Origin of the sequence: Pseudomonas sp. AKS31 (assembly GCF_023634765.1) — a bacterium.
Lineage (GTDB): Bacteria > Pseudomonadota > Gammaproteobacteria > Pseudomonadales > Pseudomonadaceae > Aquipseudomonas.
This window is the reverse complement of sequence record NZ_JAMLFX010000020.1, coordinates 1-19,805: the sequence shown is the minus strand read 5'-3', so window position 1 is coordinate 19,805 and position 19,805 is coordinate 1. Positions and strand designations below refer to the sequence as shown.

The following is a 19,805-nucleotide window of genomic DNA, read 5'->3' as shown; positions in this document are numbered from 1 at the left end:
TTTATTTGCCGCGAATCGGAGACAGGAAACAACCGGTCATTATTCGGAGGGCACGTATTCTACAACTTCCAGATCGAAACCGGATATCGCATTAAATTTCATTGGTGCAGACATCAGGCGCATTTTGCGTACACCGAGGTCACGCAGGATCTGCGAACCGGCACCGACGATGCTGTAGGTGGTCGGCTTTTTCGGCGCTGCCTGCTCACCGGTTTCGCGGATGTGCGCCAGCAACACGTCGCCATCGAGCGGGTGACCGAGCAACAGCACCACACCGCTACCCGCCTCGGCGACCGCGGCCATGGCGGCACGCAGGCTCCAGCGGCCCGGTTGCTTGACCATCAACAGGTCGCGCAGCGGGTCCATGTTGTGCACGCGAACCAGGGTCGGCTCTTCGGCGCAAACAGTGCCCAGGGTCAGTGCCATGTGCACGTCGCCTTCCACCGAATCACGATAGGTCACCAGGTTGAATTGGCCCAGTTCGCTGTCCAGTGGCTGTTCGGCAATCCGCTGAACGGTACGTTCGTGGATCATCCGGTAGTGAATCAGGTCGGCGATGGTGCCGATCTTGATGTTGTGTTCAGCGGCGAAAGCTTCCAGTTCGGCGCGACGGGACATGGTGCCGTCGTCGTTCATTACTTCGCAGATCACGCCGCTCGGCTCGAAACCGGCCATGCGCGCGAGGTCGCAAGCCGCTTCGGTGTGGCCGGCGCGAGCGAGGGTGCCGCCGGCCTGCGCCATCAGCGGGAAGATGTGGCCCGGACTGACGATATCTTCAGCCTTGGCGTCTTTGGCGGCAGCCGCTTGCACGGTGCGCGCACGGTCAGCGGCGGAGATGCCGGTGGTGACGCCTTCGGCGGCTTCGATCGACACGGTGAACTTGGTGCCGAAACCGGAACCGTTGCGCGGTGCCATCAATGGCAGCTTCAACAGTTCGCAGCGCTCGCGGCTCATCGGCATGCAGATCAGGCCACGGGCGTGCTTGGCCATGAAGTTGATGTGTTCGGCCTGGCAGCATTCGGCGGCCATGATCAGGTCGCCTTCGTTCTCGCGGTCTTCGTCATCCATGAGGATGACCATCTTGCCTTGGCGGATGTCTTCAACCAGTTCTTCGATGCTATTGAGCGCCACAAGGCACCCCCTTCAGTCAGGATTTGAGGTAGCCGTTGGCGGCCAGAAAGCTTTCAGTAATACCGCCAGCGCTCGGCTCTGCGGCCTTGTCGCCGAGGAGCAGACGCTCCAGATAACGTGCCAGCAAGTCGACTTCCAGATTCACCCGGCGACCAGGCTTGTACGACGCCATGATGGTTTCGCTCAGGGTGTGCGGGATGATTGTCAGCATGAATTCGGCGCCATCGACTGCGTTCACGGTCAGGCTGGTGCCGTCGACGGTGATCGAGCCTTTATGGGCGATGTACTTGGCCAACTCCTTCGGCGCGCGAATGCGAAATTCCACAGCACGGGCATTGTCGCTGCGCGAGACGATTTCGCCGACACCGTCGACGTGGCCGCTGACCAGATGCCCGCCGAGACGGGTGGTCGGGGTCAGGGCTTTTTCCAGATTGACCGGGCTGCCGCTTTTCAGGTCGTTCATGGCGGTGCAGTCGAGGGTTTCGCGGCTGACGTCAGCGGCAAAGCCGTCGCCCGGCAGCTCAACGGCCGTCAGGCAGACGCCGTTGACGGCGATGCTGTCGCCGAGTTTGACGTCGCTCAGGTCGAGCTTGCCGGTGGCGACGTGTACCCGCACATCACCGCCCTTTGGGGTCAGTGCGCGGATACTGCCGATGGATTCGATGATGCCGGTAAACATGGGGTTCTCCTTGAGAACTGGGCCAGCGCTAACGCGATGGCCGAGAATTATACGCTCGCTGAAAGGACAGGGATGGCAGTGACTCGCCAGTCATCGCCCACCGCGCGAATTTCAGTGATTTTCAGCTCCGGTGCATCCTTCATATAAGCCAGCGGCCAGTCCAGCAGCGGACGCGCCGTGGAACCAAGGAACGTGCCGGCGATGAAGATCACGAACTCATCGACCAGACCGAGCTGAGCAAAGGCACCGGCCAGGCGTGGGCCAGCCTCGACCAATACTTCGTTGGTGCCACGCTTGGCCAGTTCGATCAGTAATTGATGCAGGTCGACCTGGCCATCTTCACCCGGCACGATCAGGCACTCGGGGCCGTGGGCGTATTGCTCTTCGATCGCGACGCAGGTGGCGACCAGCGCCGGACCGGCCTTGAAGAACGGCGCATCCAGCGGTACGCGCAGGCGTCCGTCGATCAGCACGCGCAAGGGCGGACGGCTCATCGCCAGCGCGGTTTGCTCGCTGTCCAGACCGAGTTCGTCAGCGCGTACGGTCAACCGCGCGCCGTCGGCCAGCACCGTGTCAGCGCCGGTCAGCACCACCGCCGCCTGAGCGCGCAGACGCTGGACAGCCGAACGTGCGGCCGGGCCGGTGATCCATTGGCTCTCGCCGCTTGCCATCGCCGTGCGCCCGTCGAGGCTCATGGCCAACTTGACCCGCACGAACGGCAAGCCGTGCTCCATGCGTTTCAGAAAACCTTGGTTGAGCTTGCGCGCCTCGCCTTCGAGCACGCCGCTTTCGGTGGCGATACCGGCATCGGCCAGGCGCTGCAAGCCACGACCTGCGACCTGCGGATTCGGATCACGCATCGCCGCCACCACTCGAGCGACACCGGCATTCACCAACGCATCGGCGCACGGCGGCGTCCGGCCATGGTGGCTGCACGGTTCCAGCGTCACATAAGCGGTCGCGCCCCGGGCCAGATCACCGGCGGCACGCAGGGCGTGAACTTCAGCGTGCGGCTCACCGGCGCGCTCATGCCAGCCTTCGCCGACAATCTGCCCGTCGCGCACCACCACGCAGCCGACCCGAGGGTTGGGATGGGTGGTGTAGTGACCTTTGCGCGCCAGTTCCAGCGCGCGTGCCATGAAATGGGCGTCGAGGATGGCCTGCTCGCTGGCGCTGGTCATTCTTTCACCGGTTCGCGGGCGAGGCGGTCGATTTCTTCGCGGAATTCGTTGAGGTCCTGGAAGCGCTTGTACACCGAAGCGAAACGGATGTAGGCGACTTCATCAAGCTTTTGCAGCTCGGCCATCACCAGTTCGCCGACCACGAGGGATTTGACCTCGCGTTCGCCGGTGGCGCGCAGCTTGTGCTTGATGTGAACCAGAGAGGATTCGAGGCGCTCGACGCTCACCGGGCGTTTCTCCAGCGCGCGCTGCATGCCGGCGCGGAGTTTTTCTTCGTCGAACGGTTGGCGGCTGCCGTCGGTTTTGATCAGGCGCGGCAACACCAGTTCGGCCGTCTCGAACGTCGTGAAACGTTCGCCGCAGGCCAGGCATTCACGCCGGCGGCGCACCTGTTCGCCCTCGGCGACCAGACGCGAGTCGATGACCTTGGTGTCGTTGGCACCGCAGAAGGGACAGTGCATGGTGGCTGGCAACAAAAAAAGGGAGGGCCATGGTAGCGCATCCCGGTGGCAAGACAAGCCATAGGCTTTGCGGTATACAGAACGGCATGATCGTTTGATCCATGGATTTCATTTTGCCGGAGCATCCAATGCCGTTACGTCCGCTCGTTTTGCTCAGTCTTTTCAGCCTGCTGGTGGCCTGTGGCAGCGATGCGCCCAAGCCTCAACCGCCCACACCAGGCCCGGCGCCGCAGCAGGCGCAGAAAAAAGCCAATCAGGCCGCCGCCCTCGGCCCGCTGCCAGCCCATCAACGCGAACTGAGCGGCACCCTGCAAGGTGTGCCGGCCGGTGCTGAAGTCGAACTGGCACTGCTGGTGATCGATGCAAAGGATCGCCCGCAACAACTGCTCGCCAGTTCCAGCCTGATCGGCAACAACCAGATCCTGCCATTCCACGTGCGTTTCAATCCCGAGGCCTTTCCGGCGGGGGCGCGGGTTGAGCTGCGTGGCCGGGCGAGTCAGTCCGGCCAACTGATCCTGCATCTACCGTCGCAAACCATTACCCAGCCGACCACGCAGGCGTTGGGCCAGCTGCAATTCGTCAAAGCACCATGAGTGCACCGCTCGACCTGCAACAGGCATTGGGTGAATTGCTCGGCGACGCCAGACTCAAGGCCTGCGCGTTGCCCGGGACTGATTTACAGCTCTGGCTGATCGACGGCGACAACATGGCGCGCGAATTCAGCCAGCAAGAAACCCAGCGAATCCTGCATGAGCCGCCGTACTGGAGCTTTTGCTGGGCCAGCGGTCTGGCGGTGGCGCGGTATCTGGCGCAGTTTCCGCACTGGGTGCGCGGCAAGCGCGTGCTGGATTTCGGCGCCGGTTCCGGGATTGCCGGGATCGCGGCAGTCAAGGCCGGGGCGCTGGAAGTGGTGGCGTGCGATCTCGATCCGCTGGCGATCGCCGCGTGCCGGGCGAATGCCGAACTCAATAATGTGCAGATGAGTTATTCGACGGATTTCTTTGCCGAAGCCGATCGCTTTGATCTGATTCTGGTCGCCGACGTGCTGTACGACCGGGCGAATCTGCCGTTGCTCGATGCGTTCTTGAGTCGTGGCCGTGAAGCGCTGGTGGCGGATTCGCGGGTTCGGGATTTTCGCCATCCGCTGTATGAGCGCATTGAAATGCTCGAGGCGATGACCTTGCCGGATCTGGCGGAGCCGGAAGAGTTTCGGCATGTCAGCCTTTACCATGCGCGTCGTGATTGGAATCGTTAAAAGATCGCAGCCTTCGGCAGCTCCTACAGTGATCGGCTTTATCGTCCATATTGCGGGCGGACGCTGAACCTGTAGGAGCTGCCGAAGGCTGCGATCTTTTGCGCCACCGCTTATAGTGCGTTCATTAACGCTTCTACGAGATCCCCCATGAGTGAGCAAACGCCGTACATCTTCGACGCCACGACGGCCGATTTCGACCAGTCGGTGATTGAGGCTTCTTTCAACAAACCGGTGCTGGTGGATTTCTGGGCCGAATGGTGTGCGCCGTGCAAGGCGCTGATGCCGATGCTGCAAGGCATTGCCGAGAGCTATCAGGGCGAATTGCTGCTGGCCAAGGTCAACTGCGACATCGAGCAGGACATCGTCGCCCGCTTCGGTATTCGCAGCCTGCCAACCGTGGTGCTGTTCAAGGATGGTCAGCCAGTCGACGGCTTTGCCGGTGCACAACCGGAATCCGCCGTACGCGCTCTGCTCGAACCGCATGTGCAGATGCCGCCACCGGCCGCCACCGATCCGTTCGAACAGGCTCAGGCGTTGTTCGACGAGGGCCGTTACGCCGATGCCGAAGCGGCGCTGGTGGTGATGCTCACTGAGGACAACACAAACGCCAAAGCGCTGATTCTCTACGCACGCTGCCTGACCGAACGCGGCGAACTGGACGAAGCGCAAACCGTGCTCGATGCAGTCAAAAGCGATGAACACAAAGCCGCACTGGCCGGGGCCAAGGCGCAGATCAAGTTCCTCGGTCTGGCGCGTGACCTGCCGGATGCCGCTGACCTGAAAGCGCGCCTGGCGAAAGATCCGCAGGACGATGAGGCGGTGTATCAACTGGCGATCCAGCAACTGGCGCGTCAGCAGTACGAAGCGGCGCTGGATGCTTTGCTCAAGCTGTTTATCCGCAACCGCAACTATGGCGAAGGTCTGCCGCACAAGACCTTACTGCAAGTGTTCGAGCTGCTGGGCAATGATCATCCGTTGGTGACGATGTACCGCCGCAAGATGTTTGCTGCGCTTTATTAAGATCAAAAGATCGTAGCCTGCGGCAGCTCCTGCATTGGGATCGTGTACACCCTTGCAGGAGCTGCCGCAGGCTGCGATCTTTTGCAACTCACTCGATCCAGCTGTAGAGCGGCGTATCCCCGCCGCTCACCACTTTCACGTCCGAGCTATGACGCAAACGCACCAGCAAGCGCTTGCCCGCTGCCGCACTGCCGGTCAACCCTTCCAGTTGATCGAGCAGATCCGGCCCGCTGAGTTGCCCGGCCTTGCGCAACAGGTCCTTGGCCAGTTGCCACAAGGCATCGTCCTGATTCAGCGGTTTCGCCGCCGGGGCTACCGTTGCTGCTTCAGATTGAGCAACCGGCGCCTGCCCATTCAGTGCCGAACCGAGCTTCGCCCAATCGCCGTCATCCAGTTCCACCGTCAAGTCCACCGGCACATCGCCGACGGTTCCGCGTATCCGCAACATTCAGTTCGCTCCCGCACTTTTCTGACCTGCATGCTCCCACGGGACTTGTGCAACGCCAAGCGCACGGGCAAACTCTGCGCACTTTCGTTATAAGATTACATAACAAACTCTTCACTTTACTTCCCGGAGACCGCCATGCGTCGTCTGCTGCTCGCTTTGCCGTTTGCCCTGTTGCCGCTGGCCATCGCCCACGCGGCTGATGAGCATGACCACGATCACGACCATGAACACGGTAGCCTCGGTGCGCATGAACATGGTGTTGGCCGTCTGAATGCCGCGCTCGATGGCCAGACCCTGGAGCTTGAGCTGGAAAGCCCGGCGATGAACCTCGTCGGTTTCGAACACGTTGCGACTTCGGATGCCGATAAAGCCAAAGTTGCCGCCGCCCGTGCGCAGTTGGAAAAACCGCTGGCCCTGTTCAGCCTGCCTGCCGCTGCCGGTTGCAAAGTGGTCAGTCAGGAACTGGAAAGCCCGTTGTTCGGCGACAAGCCGGATGCCGACGACCATGACGATGATGAAGCGGACAAGGACGGCCACGAGCACCACCACGACCACAGCGAAATCCACGCGCACTACCAATTCAACTGTGCCACGCCGGGTGCGTTGAAGACCCTTGATCTGGCGAACGTCTTCAAGACCTTCCCGGCGACCCAGAAAATTCAGGTACAACTGATCAGCGCCAGCGGCCAGCAAGGCACCGAAGTGACGGCCAAGGCGGCTGCCCTGAAATTCTGAATAACCTGAAAATCCCCTGTAGGAGCTGCCGAAGGCTGCGATCTTTTGATCCTGGGCTTTTGAAGCAAGATCAAAAGATCGCAGCCTTCGGCAGCTCCTACGGGGGTCCGTTTATAACCACGAAATCGGTGCCATGACCCAAGCACTCATCGAACTGTCCGACCTGGGCTTCAACTGGCCCGGTCACCCGCCGCTGCTGGACATCCCGGCGTTTCGTCTGGAAGCCGGTGAAACCCTGTTCCTCAAAGGCCCGAGTGGCAGCGGCAAGACCACCCTGCTCGGCCTGCTCGGTGGCGTGCAGAAGCCCGGGCGCGGCAGCATTCGCCTGCTCGGCCAGGAACTCACCGAACTCTCCGCTGGCGCCCGCGATTCCTTCCGCGTCGATCACACCGGCTACATCTTCCAGCAGTTCAACCTGCTGCCGTTTCTCTCGGTACGCGAGAACGTCGAGCTGCCGTGCCACTTTTCCAAGCTGCGTGCGCAACGGGCGAAACAGCGCCACGGCAGCATCGATCAAGCCGCCGCCACCCTGCTGGCGCACTTGGGTTTGAAGGATGAAAGCATCCTCAGCCGCCGTGCCGACTCGCTGTCGATCGGCCAGCAACAACGGGTCGCTGCCGCACGTGCGTTGATCGGCCAGCCTGAATTGGTGATTGCCGACGAACCGACCTCGGCACTGGACTACGACGCGCGGGAAAACTTCATTCGCTTGCTGTTCGCTGAATGCCGCGAAGCCGGTTCCAGTCTGCTGTTTGTCAGCCACGACCAGAGCCTGGCGCCGCTGTTCGACCGTCACCTGTCCCTGGCCGAGCTCAATCGCGCCGCCACGTCTGCCGAGGTCTGAGATGTATCTGTTTCGTCTGGCCATGGCCAGCCTGGCCAACCGCCGCTTCACCGCCCTGCTCACCGCGTTCGCCATCGCCCTGTCAGTGTGTCTGCTGCTGGCCGTCGAGCGGGTGCGCACCGAAGCCAAAGCCAGTTTCGCCAGCACCATCAGCGGCACCGACCTGATCGTCGGCGCCCGCTCCGGCTCGGTGAATCTGCTGCTGTACTCGGTGTTCCGCATCGGCAACGCCACCAACAACATCCGCTGGGACAGCTTCGAACACTTCGCCAGCAACCCGAAAGTGAAGTGGGCGATTCCGATGTCCCTCGGCGACTCCCATCGCGGCTACCGCGTGATGGGTACTACCGAAGCCTACTTCGAGCATTATCAGTACGGCCGCCAGCAGCATCTTGAACTGGCTGACGGTCGCGCGTTTGCCACCGATCCGTTTGAAGTGGTGCTTGGCGCTGAAGTGGCCGATGCGCTGCATTACAAACTCGGCGATCAACTGGTGCTGGCCCATGGCGTGGCGGCGATCAGTCTGGTCAAGCACGACGACAAACCCTTCACCGTGGTCGGCATTCTCAAGCGCACCGGCACCCCGGTCGATCGCACGCTGCACATCAGCCTCGGCGGCATGGAGGCGATTCACATCGACTGGCACAACGGCGTGCCGGCGCGTGGCAATGGCCGGATCAGCGCTGATCAGGCGCGCAACATGGACCTGACGCCGCAAGCGATCACCGCGTTCATGCTCGGTCTCAACAGCAAGATTTCCACCTTTGCCCTGCAACGCGAGATCAATGAATTCCGTGGCGAGCCGATGCTGGCGATTCTGCCGGGCGTGGCCTTGCAGGAGTTGTGGAGCCTGATGAGCACCGCTGAAAAAGCGTTGTTCGTAGTGTCGCTGTTCGTGGTGCTGACCGGGTTGATCGGCATGCTCACGGCGATTCTCACCAGCCTCAACGAACGTCGACGCGAGATGGCAATTCTGCGTTCGGTCGGTGCGCGGCCGTGGCATATCGCGAGTCTGCTGGTGCTGGAGGCGTTTGCCCTGGCCCTGACCGGGGTGATTGCCGGGGTAGCGTTGTTGTACATCGGCATCGCCGCCGCGCAGGGTTACGTGCAGGCCAATTACGGTTTGTTCCTGCCGCTGGCGTGGCCGAGCGAGTATGAATGGACGCTGCTCGGTGGCATTCTGGCGGCCGCGCTGCTAATGGGCAGCGTGCCGGCCTGGCGCGCTTATCGCCAATCCTTGGCCGATGGCCTGTCGATCCGTTTATGAGGATGTTCACCATGCCCCGCGCTGCACTTGCGCTGCTGTTGCTGATCGCCCTGCCCGTGTGGGCAGCGGCGCCGAAAGACCTGACGTGGTCGGAAATGATCCCGCCGGACGCCGCGCCGGAAGTGCCGAACATGACGCCGCTGCACGACCTGTCGAAGATGAGTGATGCGCTGTCCGCCGAGTCGGCGCCCGCGGCCAAACAGGACCTGCCGAACGCGCCGGTGGTGCAGGCACTCGACGGGCAGAACATTCGTTTGCCGGGTTATATCGTGCCGCTGGAAGTCAATGAAGAGGGACGCACCACGGACTTTTTGCTGGTGCCGTATTTCGGCGCCTGCATCCATGTGCCGCCCCCGCCGTCGAACCAGATTGTGCATGTGAAAAGCGAGTTGGGCGTGAAGCTTGACGAGCTGTATCAGCCGTACTGGGTCGAGGGGCCGTTGCAGGTCAAGGCGTCGAGCAGCGAACTGGCGGATGCCGGGTATCAGATGGATGCCGACAAGATTTATGTGTATGAGCTGCCGGAGTAAATCCCGGTAGTTTTGTGCTGTTTGTTAGGGCCCAATCGCTGGCAAGCCAGCTCCCACAGGTTTCGTTGGCGATCACAAAATTTGTGAACGACTCGATCACTGTGGGAGCTGGCTTGCCAGCGATGGGGCCCTCCAAGTTCCCACAGAAACCCGCCCCTTCACTGTTTCATTGAGCTGAGTCAAAAGACCGTATCAGTTGGCTTCGTACCATAGGACATCAGACATTTCTAACGTCCTTTCGGAGCCCCCATGAACAAGTCCTTGCTCAGCGCCTCGCTGTTTGCCCTCGCGCTCGCAGCCCCGCTCGCCCACGCCCACGAAGCCGGTGACATCCTCATCCGCGCCGGTGCGATCACCGTCAATCCGAAGGCCGACAGCTCCAGCGTCAAGGTCGATCAGGGTCCGTTGAGCGGCACCAATCTGGGCGGCAAGGCGACTATGAGCAGCGACACTCAACTGGGTCTGAACTTCGCTTACATGCTCACCGACCACGTCGGCCTCGAATTGCTCGCGGCCACGCCGTTCGAGCATGACGTCAAGCTCAAGGGCACGGCCCTGCCAGCAGCCAATGGCAAGCTCGGCACCCTGAAACACTTGCCGCCGACCCTCAGCGTCGTCTACTACCCGCTGGATGCGAAGTCGCCGTTTCAGCCGTATGTCGGTGGCGGTATCAACTACACCTGGATCTATGACGAACACGTCGGCAGCGAAGCCAGCGCCAACGGTTTCAGCAACTTCAAGGCAAAAAACTCCTGGGGTCTGGCCTGGCAGGTCGGCGCAGACTACATGCTGACCGACAACATCATGGTCAACGCCCAAGTGCGTTACATCGACATCGATACCCGCGCCACCGTCGAGAACAACGCCGTTGCGCCGGGCACCCGCGCTCGGGTCAACGTGGATGTCGATCCGTTCATCTACATGGTTGGCTTGGGCTATAAGTTCTAAGTCGAGTTACCGAACGTTCACGTGGTGGTGAATGAGGCTTGGTGGTGAGCAGGCATAGAACTGACGGCGACCGTACGCAGTTGATCGGGGGATAACATCCCCTCGCCACAGGAGTAGCGACATATTCCGGCCGTGAAAAAGGCGCCTGTCAAAGGGCGCCTTTTTCATGTCTGCTGGAAACCTGTGGCGTGAGCTGGATTTCCCCCTCACCCCAGCCCTCTCCCTCAGGGAGAGGGGGAAAGGGAGCCGATTTGTGTGTTCTTCAAAATCTGAGTTCGACTCGATATTTCAGGTCGGCGTATCTCATCCAAACACCTCGGTCAGTCCCCTATCCCCCGGGAGAGGGAGCCGATTTGGGTGCCTTTCAAAACCTGAGTTCGACTCGATATTTCAGGTCGGTGTAACTCGAAAGAACACCTCGGTCAGTCCCCTCTCCCTCTGGGAGAGGGTTAGGGTGAGGGGCTCTTTTCAGGCACGCCCCAACAACCGCGCCAAACCGACGCTCATCGGCGTCTGCTGCGGCAGCTTGAAGCGCTCCAGCAAACGAGCGTTGTTCGCCCGCGAATGACGGATGTCGCCGGAGCGCGCCGGGCCATAGCTGATCGGCGGCAGTTCACCGACCACCGCTTGCAGTGCTTCCAGCATTTGTTTGAGGCTCATTGCCTGATTCCAGCCGACGTTCACCGGGCCGACTTCCACTTCAGGCTTTTCGATCCCCTGCACCAGCAAATCGACCAGGTCTTCGACATACAGAAAATCACGCGTTTGCTCGCCATCGCCGAACACCGTAATCGGCAGGCCTTTCTGCGCGCGCTCGCTGAAGATGCTGATCACCCCGGAGTACGGCGAGGACGGGTCCTGACGCGGGCCGAAGATATTGAAGAAGCGGAAAATCACCGGTTCCAGGCCATGCTGACGGCGATAGAAATCGAAATAGTGTTCGCCCGCCAGTTTGTCCGAGGCGTACGGCGTCAACGGGGCTTTGGGCGTGTCTTCATCAATCGACTCGCCCTCGCCATTGTTGCCGTAGACCGCCGCACTGGACGCATACAGCACACGCTTGACCCCGGCCAGACGCATGGCTTCGCAGACATTCAGCGTGCCGATGAAATTGCTCTGGTGAGTCTTCACCGGATTGTCCACCGAGGCTTGCACCGACGCCACGGCCGCCAGGTGAGCGACGGCGCTGCAACCTTGCATGGCTTTGGCCACCAGCGCCGCATCGGCGACATCGCCGACGATCAGCTCAACCTTCGGGTTATCCAGCGGCAGGTTGCTGCGCTTGCCGGTCGACAAATCGTCGAGGATGCGCACCGAATGCCCCTTGGCGAGCAAAGCGTCGGTCAGGTGCGAGCCAATGAAGCCGGCTCCGCCGGTGATTAAAACAGTCCCTTCAGCCATGACGGTAAAACCTATCCAGTAAGCCCGGGAGTGCGGCACGCCAGGCGCGCGGTTTGATCCCGAAAGTGTGCAGAATTTTCTTGCAGGCCAGCACCGCGTGTTGCGGCTCTTCGGCAGCGTCCGGTCGCGCGGCATGAGCCTGGGCGGTCGGGGCTTCGATGGCCAGGGCATGCAGGCTGCGCGCTTCGGTGAGAATCGCCTGACCCAGCGCCAATGGTGTGGTCGCTTCGTGGCCGGCGTAGTGATAAGTGCCCCACAGCGGCGCGGCGCAATCGAGTTGCTTGAGCACGGAAATGATCACCCGAGCGGCGTCATCGACCGGCGTCGGATTACCCCGGCGATCATCGGCCAGGAGCAATTCATCCGGCTGTTCGGCACGTGCGAGGAAGCGCCCGAGGGTGCCCTCCGGGCTGTCATCGAGCAACCAGCCAAATCGTAGCAAAACGTGTTGCGGGCACGTGGCGCGCACACTTTGTTCAATTCGCCACAACGCCTGACCGCGCAGGCCCAGCGGCACCGGTTCGTCTTTTTCGCTATACGCCGTGGCTCGCGAGCCATCGAACACCCGATAACTGGAAGGCTGAACGAGGACGATGTTGTGGTGCTGGCACAGTTCAGCCAGACGCTCGATCGCACGCTCCTGCCCGGCCATGCGGCTTTCGCTGACGGTTTCGGCCTGGAACCAGTCGAAATAGTAGGCGAGGTTGATCAATGCATCGGGACGGGTGTCGTCGAGCAATTGGGTCAGGCTCGCGGCATCCCAGCCGTTTTCGGGCGGGCGGGGGGCGAGGAAACCGATGTCTTCCTCTGCACCGAGGCGAATCAGCGCCTGCCCAAGGGCATTTCCGCCGCCCAGTAACATAAGGCGCATTCGCATAGAGTCAGCAGGCCCAGTCTGATTGGAACGATGGCTTTAGCGACGGCTCTTGTGAAACCGTCGTCGATAATTGCCGGAATCGTTGCATTTTGCGGGTTTAGTGCGCAACCGTCATCCGTAAAGTGTAGATCGCCGGGATTTGTGTCGTCCCGACCGGCCCCATCGCTGGCAAGCCAGCTCCCACAGGGTTGAGCGCTGATTATAATTCTGTGAACGACATCAATCCTTGTGGGAGCTGGCTTGCCAGCGATGAGGCCCTGCTAGCCAGTGAAGATCCAAGCGGTACTTGCATCTTCCCACTCCCGCCCGCATAACTTGAGCCATGAATCTGCCCATCCCCACGGACGCGGCCCTGGCAGGCTTTCACCCCGCCGTCAGCGCCTGGTTCAGCACGACTTTCCCGACGGTCACCGCCGCCCAGGCCCGTGCATGGCCGTTGATCCGCCAGCGCCGCTCGACGCTGATCGCCGCGCCGACCGGCTCCGGCAAGACCCTCACCGCTTTTCTCGCCGTGCTCGACGACCTCGTCCACCGGGGCCTGGAACATTCCGACGGCCTGCCCGACGAAACTCTGGTGGTCTACGTCTCGCCACTGAAAGCGCTGTCCAACGACATTCGCATCAACCTGCAAAACCCGTTGGCCGGAATCACCGAACACCTGCGGCAGATGAATCTGCCCGAGCTGGCAATCACCACCGCCGTGCGCACGGGCGACACCCCGCAAAAAGACCGTGCGGCCATGCGCAAGACCGCGCCACATATTCTGGTGACCACCCCGGAATCGCTCTACGTGCTGCTCGGTTCGGAATCGGGACGGAAAATGCTCGGCACCACGCGCACGGTGATCATCGATGAAATCCACGCGATGGCCGCCGGCAAACGCGGCAGTCATCTGGCGCTGAGTCTTGAGCGACTACAAGCGCTGTGCGCCGAACCGCTGACCCGCATCGGCCTGTCGGCCACGCAGAAACCGGTCGAAGCCGTGGCGCAATTTCTCGGCGGCCATGAGCGTCCCTGCGAAATCATCGACATCGGCCATGCACGGCCTCGGGATCTGGGTATCGAAGTGCCGCCCGTGGCGTTGTCGGCAGTCATGGCCAACGATGTCTGGGAACTGGTCTACGACCGCCTCGCCGAACTCGCCCGCGAGCACCGCACCACGCTGATTTTCGTCAACACCCGGCGCCTGGCCGAACGCCTGAGCCGACACCTCAGCGAACGCCTCGGCAAGCATGCGGTAGCCGCGCACCACGGCAGCCTGGCCAAGGAGTTTCGCCTCGACGCCGAACAACGGCTCAAGCGCGGCGAGCTACAGGTGTTGATCGCCACTGCCTCGCTGGAACTGGGCATCGATATCGGCGAAGTCGATCTGGTCTGTCAGATTGCCTCGCCGCGCTCCATCGCCGGGTTTCTGCAACGCGTCGGCCGGTCCGGACATCAGGTGGGCGGCACGCCCAAGGGCCGTTTGTTCGCCACCACCCGCGATGATCTGATCGAATGCACCGCCCTGCTCGACTGCGTGCGCCGAGGCGAACTCGACACCCTGCACATCCCGGTCGCGCCGCTGGATGTTTTGGCGCAGCAGATCATCGCCGAGGTCAGTTGTCAGGAATGGCCGGAGGACGCCTTGCTGGCGATGTTCCGCCGCGCCTCGCCCTACCACGATCTCGACGAAAAACACTACCAGGCCCTGCTGAGCATGCTTGCCGAGGGCTACAACGGTCGCCAGGGCATCCGCAGCGCCTACCTGCACCGCGACGCCGTCAGCCGCACCTTGCGTGGCCGTCGGGGTTCAAAGCTGACCGCCGTGACCAGCGGCGGCACCATTCCCGATAACGCCGATTACAGCGTCATGCTCGAGCCGCAAGGCTTGAACATCGGCAGCGTCAACGAAGACTTCGCGGTGGAAAGCATTGCCGGCGACGTGTTCCAGCTCGGCAACACGTCCTATCGAATCCTGCGCGTGGAAACCGGCAAAGTGCGCGTCGAGGATGCCCACGGCCAGCCGCCGACGATCCAGTTCTGGCTCGGCGAAGCGCCGGGGCGCAGCGATGAATTGTCGTCCGCCGTGGCGCGCCTGCAAGCACAGCTCGATGAACTGCTCAGCGCCAGCCCCGGCAATCTGCAGCCGGCGCTCGACTGGCTGACGCAGACCCTCGGTCTCAACCTCGCCAGCGCCGAGCAACTGGTCGAATACCTGGCCCGCGCCCGCCAAACCCTCGGCGCCCTGCCCTCGCAGGACACGCTGCTGATGGAGCGGTTTTTCGACGAGTCCGGCGGCACGCAATTGATCATCCACTCGCCGTTCGGCAGCCGCATCAACCGCGCCTGGGGTCTGGCCCTGCGCAAGCGTTTCTGCCGCACCTTCAACTTCGAATTGCAGGCCGCCGCCAGCGAGGACGCGATCGTCCTGTCGCTGTCCACCAGCCACAGCTTTGAACTCGATGACGTCTGGCGTTACCTGCACAGCAACAGCGCCGAGCACATTCTCATTCAAGCGGTGCTCGATGCGCCGCTGTTCGGCGTGCGCTGGCGCTGGAATGCCGGGGTGGCGTTGGCGCTGCCGCGTTTTACCGGTGGGCGCAAAGTTGCGCCGCAGTTGCAGCGGATGAAAAGCGAAGACCTGATTGCCAGCGTATTTCCCGATCAGATTGCCTGCCTGGAAAACCTCGCCGGCGAGCGCGAGATTCCCGAACATCCCTTGATTGAGCAAACCCTCGACGATTGCCTGCACGAGGCCATGGACAGCGAAGGCTGGCTCAATCTGCTGCGACGCATGGAGCGTGGCGAGGTGCGTCTGATCAGCCGCGATCTGCCGGCGCCCTCACCGCTCGCGGCGGAAATCCTCAGTGCGCGGCCGTACACCTTTCTCGACGATGCACCGCTGGAAGAACGTCGCACCCAAGCGGTGATCAACCGGCGCTGGAGCGATCCGCAATCGACCGATGATCTCGGTGCGCTGGATGCGGACGCGATTGCCGCCGTGCGTGAAGAAGCGTGGCCGACGCCGAACGCTGTGGATGAAATGCATGAGGCGCTGATGAGCCTGGCGTGCATCAGCGAGGCAGAAGTACAAACCAACGAAGGTTGGCGTGCATGGCTGGAAACCCTGGCCAGCAGCGGTCGCGCCTGCCGTTTACAAATTGATGCCGAGCATTGTTTATGGCTCGCCCGCGAACGACTGAGCTGCCTGCAGGCACTCTATCCACAGGGCGAATTGCAGGCCGAGCTGGAGCCGCTGCCGGGGTTCGATCAGGCCTGGACATTCGATGAAGCGCTGGTTGAAGTGCTCCGCGCACGCCTCGGCGCCTTCGGCCCTCTGCCGTTATCAGATATCGCCGAACCACTGGCGCTGCCGACTGCTCAAGTCCATCAAGCCCTCGCACAACTGGAGCGCGAAGGTTATGTGCTGCGTGGCCCATTCACACCGAAGCTGAAGGTCGAGGAATGGTGCGAACGCCATCTGCTCGCGCGCATTCATCGCTACACGGTCAAGCGCCTGCGCCGGGAAATCGAACCAGTCGCGTTGCAGGATTTCATGCGATTTCTGTTCGACTGGCAGCATCTGTCGCCCGCGACGCGCGGCCAGGGCAGCGCCGTGTTGCCAGCGATTGTCGGCCAGTTCGAAGGCTACGCGGCGGCCGCTTCGGCGTGGGACAGCGACATTCTTCCGGCACGCCTCAAAGACTACTCACCGAGTTGGCTGGATGACTTGTGCCGCAACGGCAAACTGGTGTGGACGCGCCTCAGTGCCCGGCAGAAGGTCAGCGGCACGGCGTTGCGCAGCACGCCGATCGTGTTGCTGCCGCGCAGTCAGGTCGGTTTGTGGAGTGCGCTGGCCGAACAAACGCCGGTGAGCGAACTGTCGCCAAAAACCCGGAAGGTCTTTGAAGCCTTGAGTCAGCACGGCGCGCTGTTTTTTGACGAGCTGAGTCATGAAGCGCACCTGCTGCGCACGGAGCTGGAAATCGCCTTGCAGGAACTGGTCGGCGCTGGCCTGGTGAACGCCGACAGCTTCGCCGGCCTGCGCGCGTTGATCACGCCGCCGAGCAAGCGCCAACAGCGCAGCAGTCGTCGTGGGCGCGGGGCGTTTGTCGTCGGGATGGATGACGCCGGGCGCTGGGCATTGCTGCGGCGCGGAGCGGCTGTGGATAACAGCGAAACCCTGGAGCATGTCGCGATGACCTTGTTGCGCCGCTACGGCGTGGTGTTCTGGCGCTTACTGGAGCGCGAGGCAGACTGGTTGCCGAGCTGGCGTGAATTGCTGCGCACGTTTCATCGGCTGGAAGCGCGGGGCGAGATTCGTGGCGGACGGTTTGTCAGTGGGTTGGCGGGCGAACAGTTTGCCTTGCCCGAGGCGATTGCGCTGTTGCGCGAAGTACGGCGGCGGCCGCATGACGGCAGTTTGGTCGTGGTGTGCGGGGTCGATCCATTGAACCTGGCCGGGACGTTGTTGCCGGGGGTGAAAGTGCCGGCGTTGGTGAGTAATCGGTTGGTGTATCGGGATGGAATTCCAGCGGCTGCGGAGATTGCCGGTAAGCAGCAGTTCTGGCTGGAGCTGGATCAGGTCGGCATGGAGCAGGTGCGCAGCAAGCTGATCCGGCATTAAGGGTGACTGTTCTGGCCTCATCGCTGGCAAGCCAGCTCCCACAGGGTTTTGGGTGATGCTGGAATAGAAGGCACACCACAAATCACTGTGGGAGCTGGCTTGCCAGCGATGAGGTCAGCACTAACACCAAAAAATCCACCGGTTAAGTCCGCGATTCCTGCGGCACCTCGCTCGCCACCACAGCCCCCTCTTGCTGCGACCGCTTCGGCAGCAAAACCTGTTGTGGATAAGTCTGCGCGAAATGTACGGACTCAGTGTTATCCACAAGCTTTTTCAAGCGCTGGTTGAACGCCCGGCTCACCGCATACTGCCCACCCGAGACCGTGCGGAACTGTGCGGTCAACACCACGCCATTCAAATCCATCCTGTCCACACCAAACACATCCAGCGGCCCTTGCAGGTTGTACTTGAGGAAAGGGTCTTCGCGAATCGAATCACCGGTCTCGCGGATCAGCTCAATTGCCTTGTCCACGTCGGTGTCATAGGTGAACTGCACCGAGAAAAACGCAAAGGCAAACTGCCGCGATTGGTTGGTCACTGCTTTGATCTGGCCGAACGGCACCGAGTGCACAAACCCTTTGCCGTCGCGCAAACGCAGGGTGCGAATGGTCAGCCCTTCGACGGTGCCGGCATGCCCGGAATCAAGCACCACCCAATCGCCAATCGACAGCGTGTCTTCAATAATGATGAATAGCCCGGTAATCACGTCCTGCACCAGTTGCTGCGAACCGAAACCGATGGCCAGCCCGACCACCCCGGCACCGGCCAGCAGTGGCGCAACGTTGATCCCCAGATTGGCCATGGTGGTGATCGCGCAAATCACCACGAGGATGATTTTGATCGCGTTGCGCAGCAGCGGCAGGATGGTTTTCACCCGCGTACTCGGCTGGCGCGCCGCGCGTTTGCTGAGCGGCGGCTTCAGCGCTTCCTGAATCGCGGTGTCGAGCACCACCCACAGCAACCACGTGACCAGGAAGATCAGGCCTATGCTGCTCAGCGCGTTGCTGATGGCTCGTCCGACCGTGCTGCTCTGGGCAAAATCGAGCAGCGAAACGCCCCAGATCCGCCCGAGAATATCGATGAAGGCGATAGCGATGACGATCCGCAGCAAGGCGTGCAACAGGCTGAGAAAACGTTCTTTGTAGGCACTGCTGCGCTGGATCGCTTCGGCTTTTCGTGACTTGAACAGGTGCTGCAGGATCGTGCTGAGGAACACCGTGCCGATCAGCAATACCGTGGTGAACAATGCGCAGCGCAGGGCCTTCTGATTGTCCTCGCCGATGCCGATCAGATTGACCGCCGAGACCAGCACCATCAACACAATCGGCCAATACCACAGTCCCGAGAAAATCCGCAGCGACTCCTGCAAAGAAGGTTGTTTCAGGCGCTGGCTCAACGGACGATTGCGGATCAGATGCGCCACCGGGCGGCGCAGGCGAATCACCAGCAGACCAAAAATCACCGAGGCGATCAGCCCGGTAAACACCGCGACGCTGCTGGTGATATTGCCGCCCAGTTGGCGGGCGATCTGCGGGCTGGTCAGCGCATCGCTGAGGGCGGCGAGGAAACCGATCAGGAACAGCGGTCGTGGGCAATAATCGCGGATGATCCGCGCCGCCGGACGTTTATGGCCGACGTTGAACATCACCACCACACACAACAACATCGAGGTGGAAAAAATGCCGCTGCTTGTCGCGTAAGCTAGACACAGCGCCAGCGCGCGTCCGACTGAAGCTTGCAGAAAATGGCTGACGTACAGGGTCAGTGGCAGGCAGATCAGCGCCGGTACGGTGTAGGGCAGCAGGTAACCGAGCAGGTCCTGACTGCGCTGGCGGGTGCGCAACCAGCGGCCCTCCCGCAGACGCTTGGTCAACAGGCTGCCAAGCACGGTCAACAACGCGAAACTGCCCAGCCAGACGCCCGACAGCGTAAGAAAGTCCCCGGCAACGCTCCAGCCCGAGCGGTTCGACGGTTGGTTGACCAGTTTGTCGACTTCATCGGCGGCGCGATCGGCGCGCAGACGCCAGGCGTCGACCAGGTGTTCGTTGATATCGAGTTTGTCCTGCACATCGTCGATGCTCGAACTGATCGCGCCGAGCAGACCGCCCTGCACAATCGGTTCAGGTTTGTCCGCCTCTTCGGCGGTGGCCGGGACACCCGGCAATGCAGCGGCGTCGATTTCACTAGCGCCGAGAAACAACAGTGCTCCCAGCAGAATGGCGATCCTGAACTTGCCCAAAACTCCGATCTCCCGTGGCTGAACCTGTAAGGAACTGATCAAATTTTATGCGGCAAGTTCAAGAGCCCCCTCACCCTAGCCCTCTCCCAGAGGGAGAGGGAACAGACCGATGCAGTGGTCTAATTTCCCCGGACACCTCGATAGGTGGAAAATACATCTATTGAGGAGTTATTCATGACT

The 19,805-nt window shown here is 61.6% G+C and carries 17 protein-coding genes; 9 read left to right on the top strand and 8 right to left on the bottom strand.

Annotated features, from left to right (window positions below; all coding sequences use genetic code 11):
- Positions 1 to 39: 39 nt before the first annotated feature.
- From ribBA to nrdR, 4 genes are read right to left on the bottom strand one after another with little or no spacing between them, the layout of a single operon-like run.
- Positions 40 to 1,131 (bottom strand): bifunctional 3,4-dihydroxy-2-butanone-4-phosphate synthase/GTP cyclohydrolase II, encoded by a 1,092-nt coding sequence (gene ribBA / locus M9827_RS26385; RefSeq protein ID WP_039761895.1) that lies wholly within the window; start codon positions 1,129 to 1,131, stop codon positions 40 to 42.
- A gap of 16 nt (positions 1,132 to 1,147) precedes the next feature.
- Entirely contained in the window at positions 1,148 to 1,810 is a 663-nt protein-coding gene (locus M9827_RS26380; RefSeq protein WP_093434480.1) for a riboflavin synthase, read from the bottom strand.
- A 47-nt stretch (positions 1,811 to 1,857) separates the two neighbouring features.
- Entirely contained in the window at positions 1,858 to 2,991 is a 1,134-nt protein-coding gene (gene ribD / locus M9827_RS26375; RefSeq protein ID WP_250608098.1) for a bifunctional diaminohydroxyphosphoribosylaminopyrimidine deaminase/5-amino-6-(5-phosphoribosylamino)uracil reductase RibD, read from the bottom strand.
- A complete protein-coding gene (nrdR, locus tag M9827_RS26370) occupies positions 2,988 to 3,452 on the bottom strand; it encodes a transcriptional regulator NrdR (RefSeq protein ID WP_007910946.1) in 465 nt (154 codons plus the stop codon). Before nrdR ends, ribD begins: the two co-directional genes overlap by 4 nt.
- A gap of 128 nt (positions 3,453 to 3,580) precedes the next feature.
- On the opposite strand from nrdR, the gene M9827_RS26365 reads away from it, so the two are divergent.
- The 3 genes from M9827_RS26365 (at position 3,581) to trxA (ending at position 5,727) form a co-directional block, all read left to right on the top strand.
- Positions 3,581 to 4,045 (top strand): YbaY family lipoprotein, encoded by a 465-nt coding sequence (locus M9827_RS26365; protein WP_042562223.1) that lies wholly within the window; start codon positions 3,581 to 3,583, stop codon positions 4,043 to 4,045.
- The gene (locus M9827_RS26360; RefSeq protein WP_250608097.1) at positions 4,042 to 4,707 is read left to right on the top strand and encodes a class I SAM-dependent methyltransferase; all 666 of its coding nucleotides are present in this window, start codon (positions 4,042 to 4,044) and stop codon (positions 4,705 to 4,707) included. The genes M9827_RS26365 and M9827_RS26360 overlap by 4 nt, the downstream gene beginning before the upstream one ends.
- Before the next feature lie 147 nt (positions 4,708 to 4,854).
- Positions 4,855 to 5,727, top strand: coding sequence for a thioredoxin (trxA, locus tag M9827_RS26355; protein ID WP_250608096.1), 873 nt, complete (start codon positions 4,855 to 4,857; stop codon positions 5,725 to 5,727).
- An 88-nt stretch (positions 5,728 to 5,815) separates the two neighbouring features.
- Here the strand turns inward: trxA and M9827_RS26350 are convergent, their stop codons facing one another.
- The gene (locus M9827_RS26350; protein ID WP_250608095.1) at positions 5,816 to 6,175 is read right to left on the bottom strand and encodes a hypothetical protein; all 360 of its coding nucleotides are present in this window, start codon (positions 6,173 to 6,175) and stop codon (positions 5,816 to 5,818) included.
- A gap of 135 nt (positions 6,176 to 6,310) precedes the next feature.
- On the opposite strand from M9827_RS26350, the gene M9827_RS26345 reads away from it, so the two are divergent.
- The 5 genes from M9827_RS26345 (at position 6,311) to M9827_RS26325 (ending at position 10,499) form a co-directional block, all read left to right on the top strand.
- Positions 6,311 to 6,910, top strand: a complete 600-nt coding sequence (locus M9827_RS26345; protein WP_007910957.1) for a DUF2796 domain-containing protein — start codon at positions 6,311 to 6,313, stop codon at positions 6,908 to 6,910.
- 133 nt (positions 6,911 to 7,043) lie between these two features.
- Entirely contained in the window at positions 7,044 to 7,754 is a 711-nt protein-coding gene (locus tag M9827_RS26340; RefSeq protein ID WP_250608094.1) for an ABC transporter ATP-binding protein, read from the top strand.
- Between the two features lies 1 nt (position 7,755).
- Positions 7,756 to 9,021 (top strand): ABC transporter permease, encoded by a 1,266-nt coding sequence (locus tag M9827_RS26335; protein WP_250608093.1) that lies wholly within the window; start codon positions 7,756 to 7,758, stop codon positions 9,019 to 9,021.
- Between the two features lie 11 nt (positions 9,022 to 9,032).
- A complete protein-coding gene (locus M9827_RS26330) occupies positions 9,033 to 9,551 on the top strand; it encodes a DUF3299 domain-containing protein (protein ID WP_250608092.1) in 519 nt (172 codons plus the stop codon).
- Between the two features lie 249 nt (positions 9,552 to 9,800).
- Positions 9,801 to 10,499 carry an OmpW/AlkL family protein gene (locus tag M9827_RS26325; protein ID WP_250608091.1) on the top strand — a complete coding sequence of 233 codons (699 nt, stop codon included), beginning with the start codon at positions 9,801 to 9,803 and terminating at the stop codon, positions 10,497 to 10,499.
- A gap of 468 nt (positions 10,500 to 10,967) precedes the next feature.
- On the opposite strand, the gene pgnE is transcribed toward M9827_RS26325, so the two are convergent.
- Both pgnE and M9827_RS26315 read right to left on the bottom strand, forming a co-directional pair.
- On the bottom strand, positions 10,968 to 11,900 hold the full coding sequence (gene pgnE / locus M9827_RS26320) for a UDP-N-acetylglucosamine epimerase PgnE (protein WP_250608090.1): 933 nt from the start codon (positions 11,898 to 11,900) through the stop codon (positions 10,968 to 10,970).
- Positions 11,893 to 12,777, bottom strand: coding sequence for a sugar nucleotide-binding protein (locus tag M9827_RS26315; RefSeq protein ID WP_250608088.1), 885 nt, complete (start codon positions 12,775 to 12,777; stop codon positions 11,893 to 11,895). Before M9827_RS26315 ends, pgnE begins: the two co-directional genes overlap by 8 nt.
- A gap of 322 nt (positions 12,778 to 13,099) precedes the next feature.
- Between M9827_RS26315 and M9827_RS26310 the strand changes: the two genes are divergently transcribed.
- Entirely contained in the window at positions 13,100 to 17,386 is a 4,287-nt protein-coding gene (locus tag M9827_RS26310; RefSeq protein ID WP_250608086.1) for a DEAD/DEAH box helicase, read from the top strand.
- Between the two features lie 142 nt (positions 17,387 to 17,528).
- Here M9827_RS26310 and M9827_RS26305 read toward each other — a convergent pair whose 3' ends face one another.
- Positions 17,529 to 19,625 carry a mechanosensitive ion channel family protein gene (locus M9827_RS26305; protein WP_250608084.1) on the bottom strand — a complete coding sequence of 699 codons (2,097 nt, stop codon included), beginning with the start codon at positions 19,623 to 19,625 and terminating at the stop codon, positions 17,529 to 17,531.
- Positions 19,626 to 19,805: the final 180 nt, after the last annotated feature.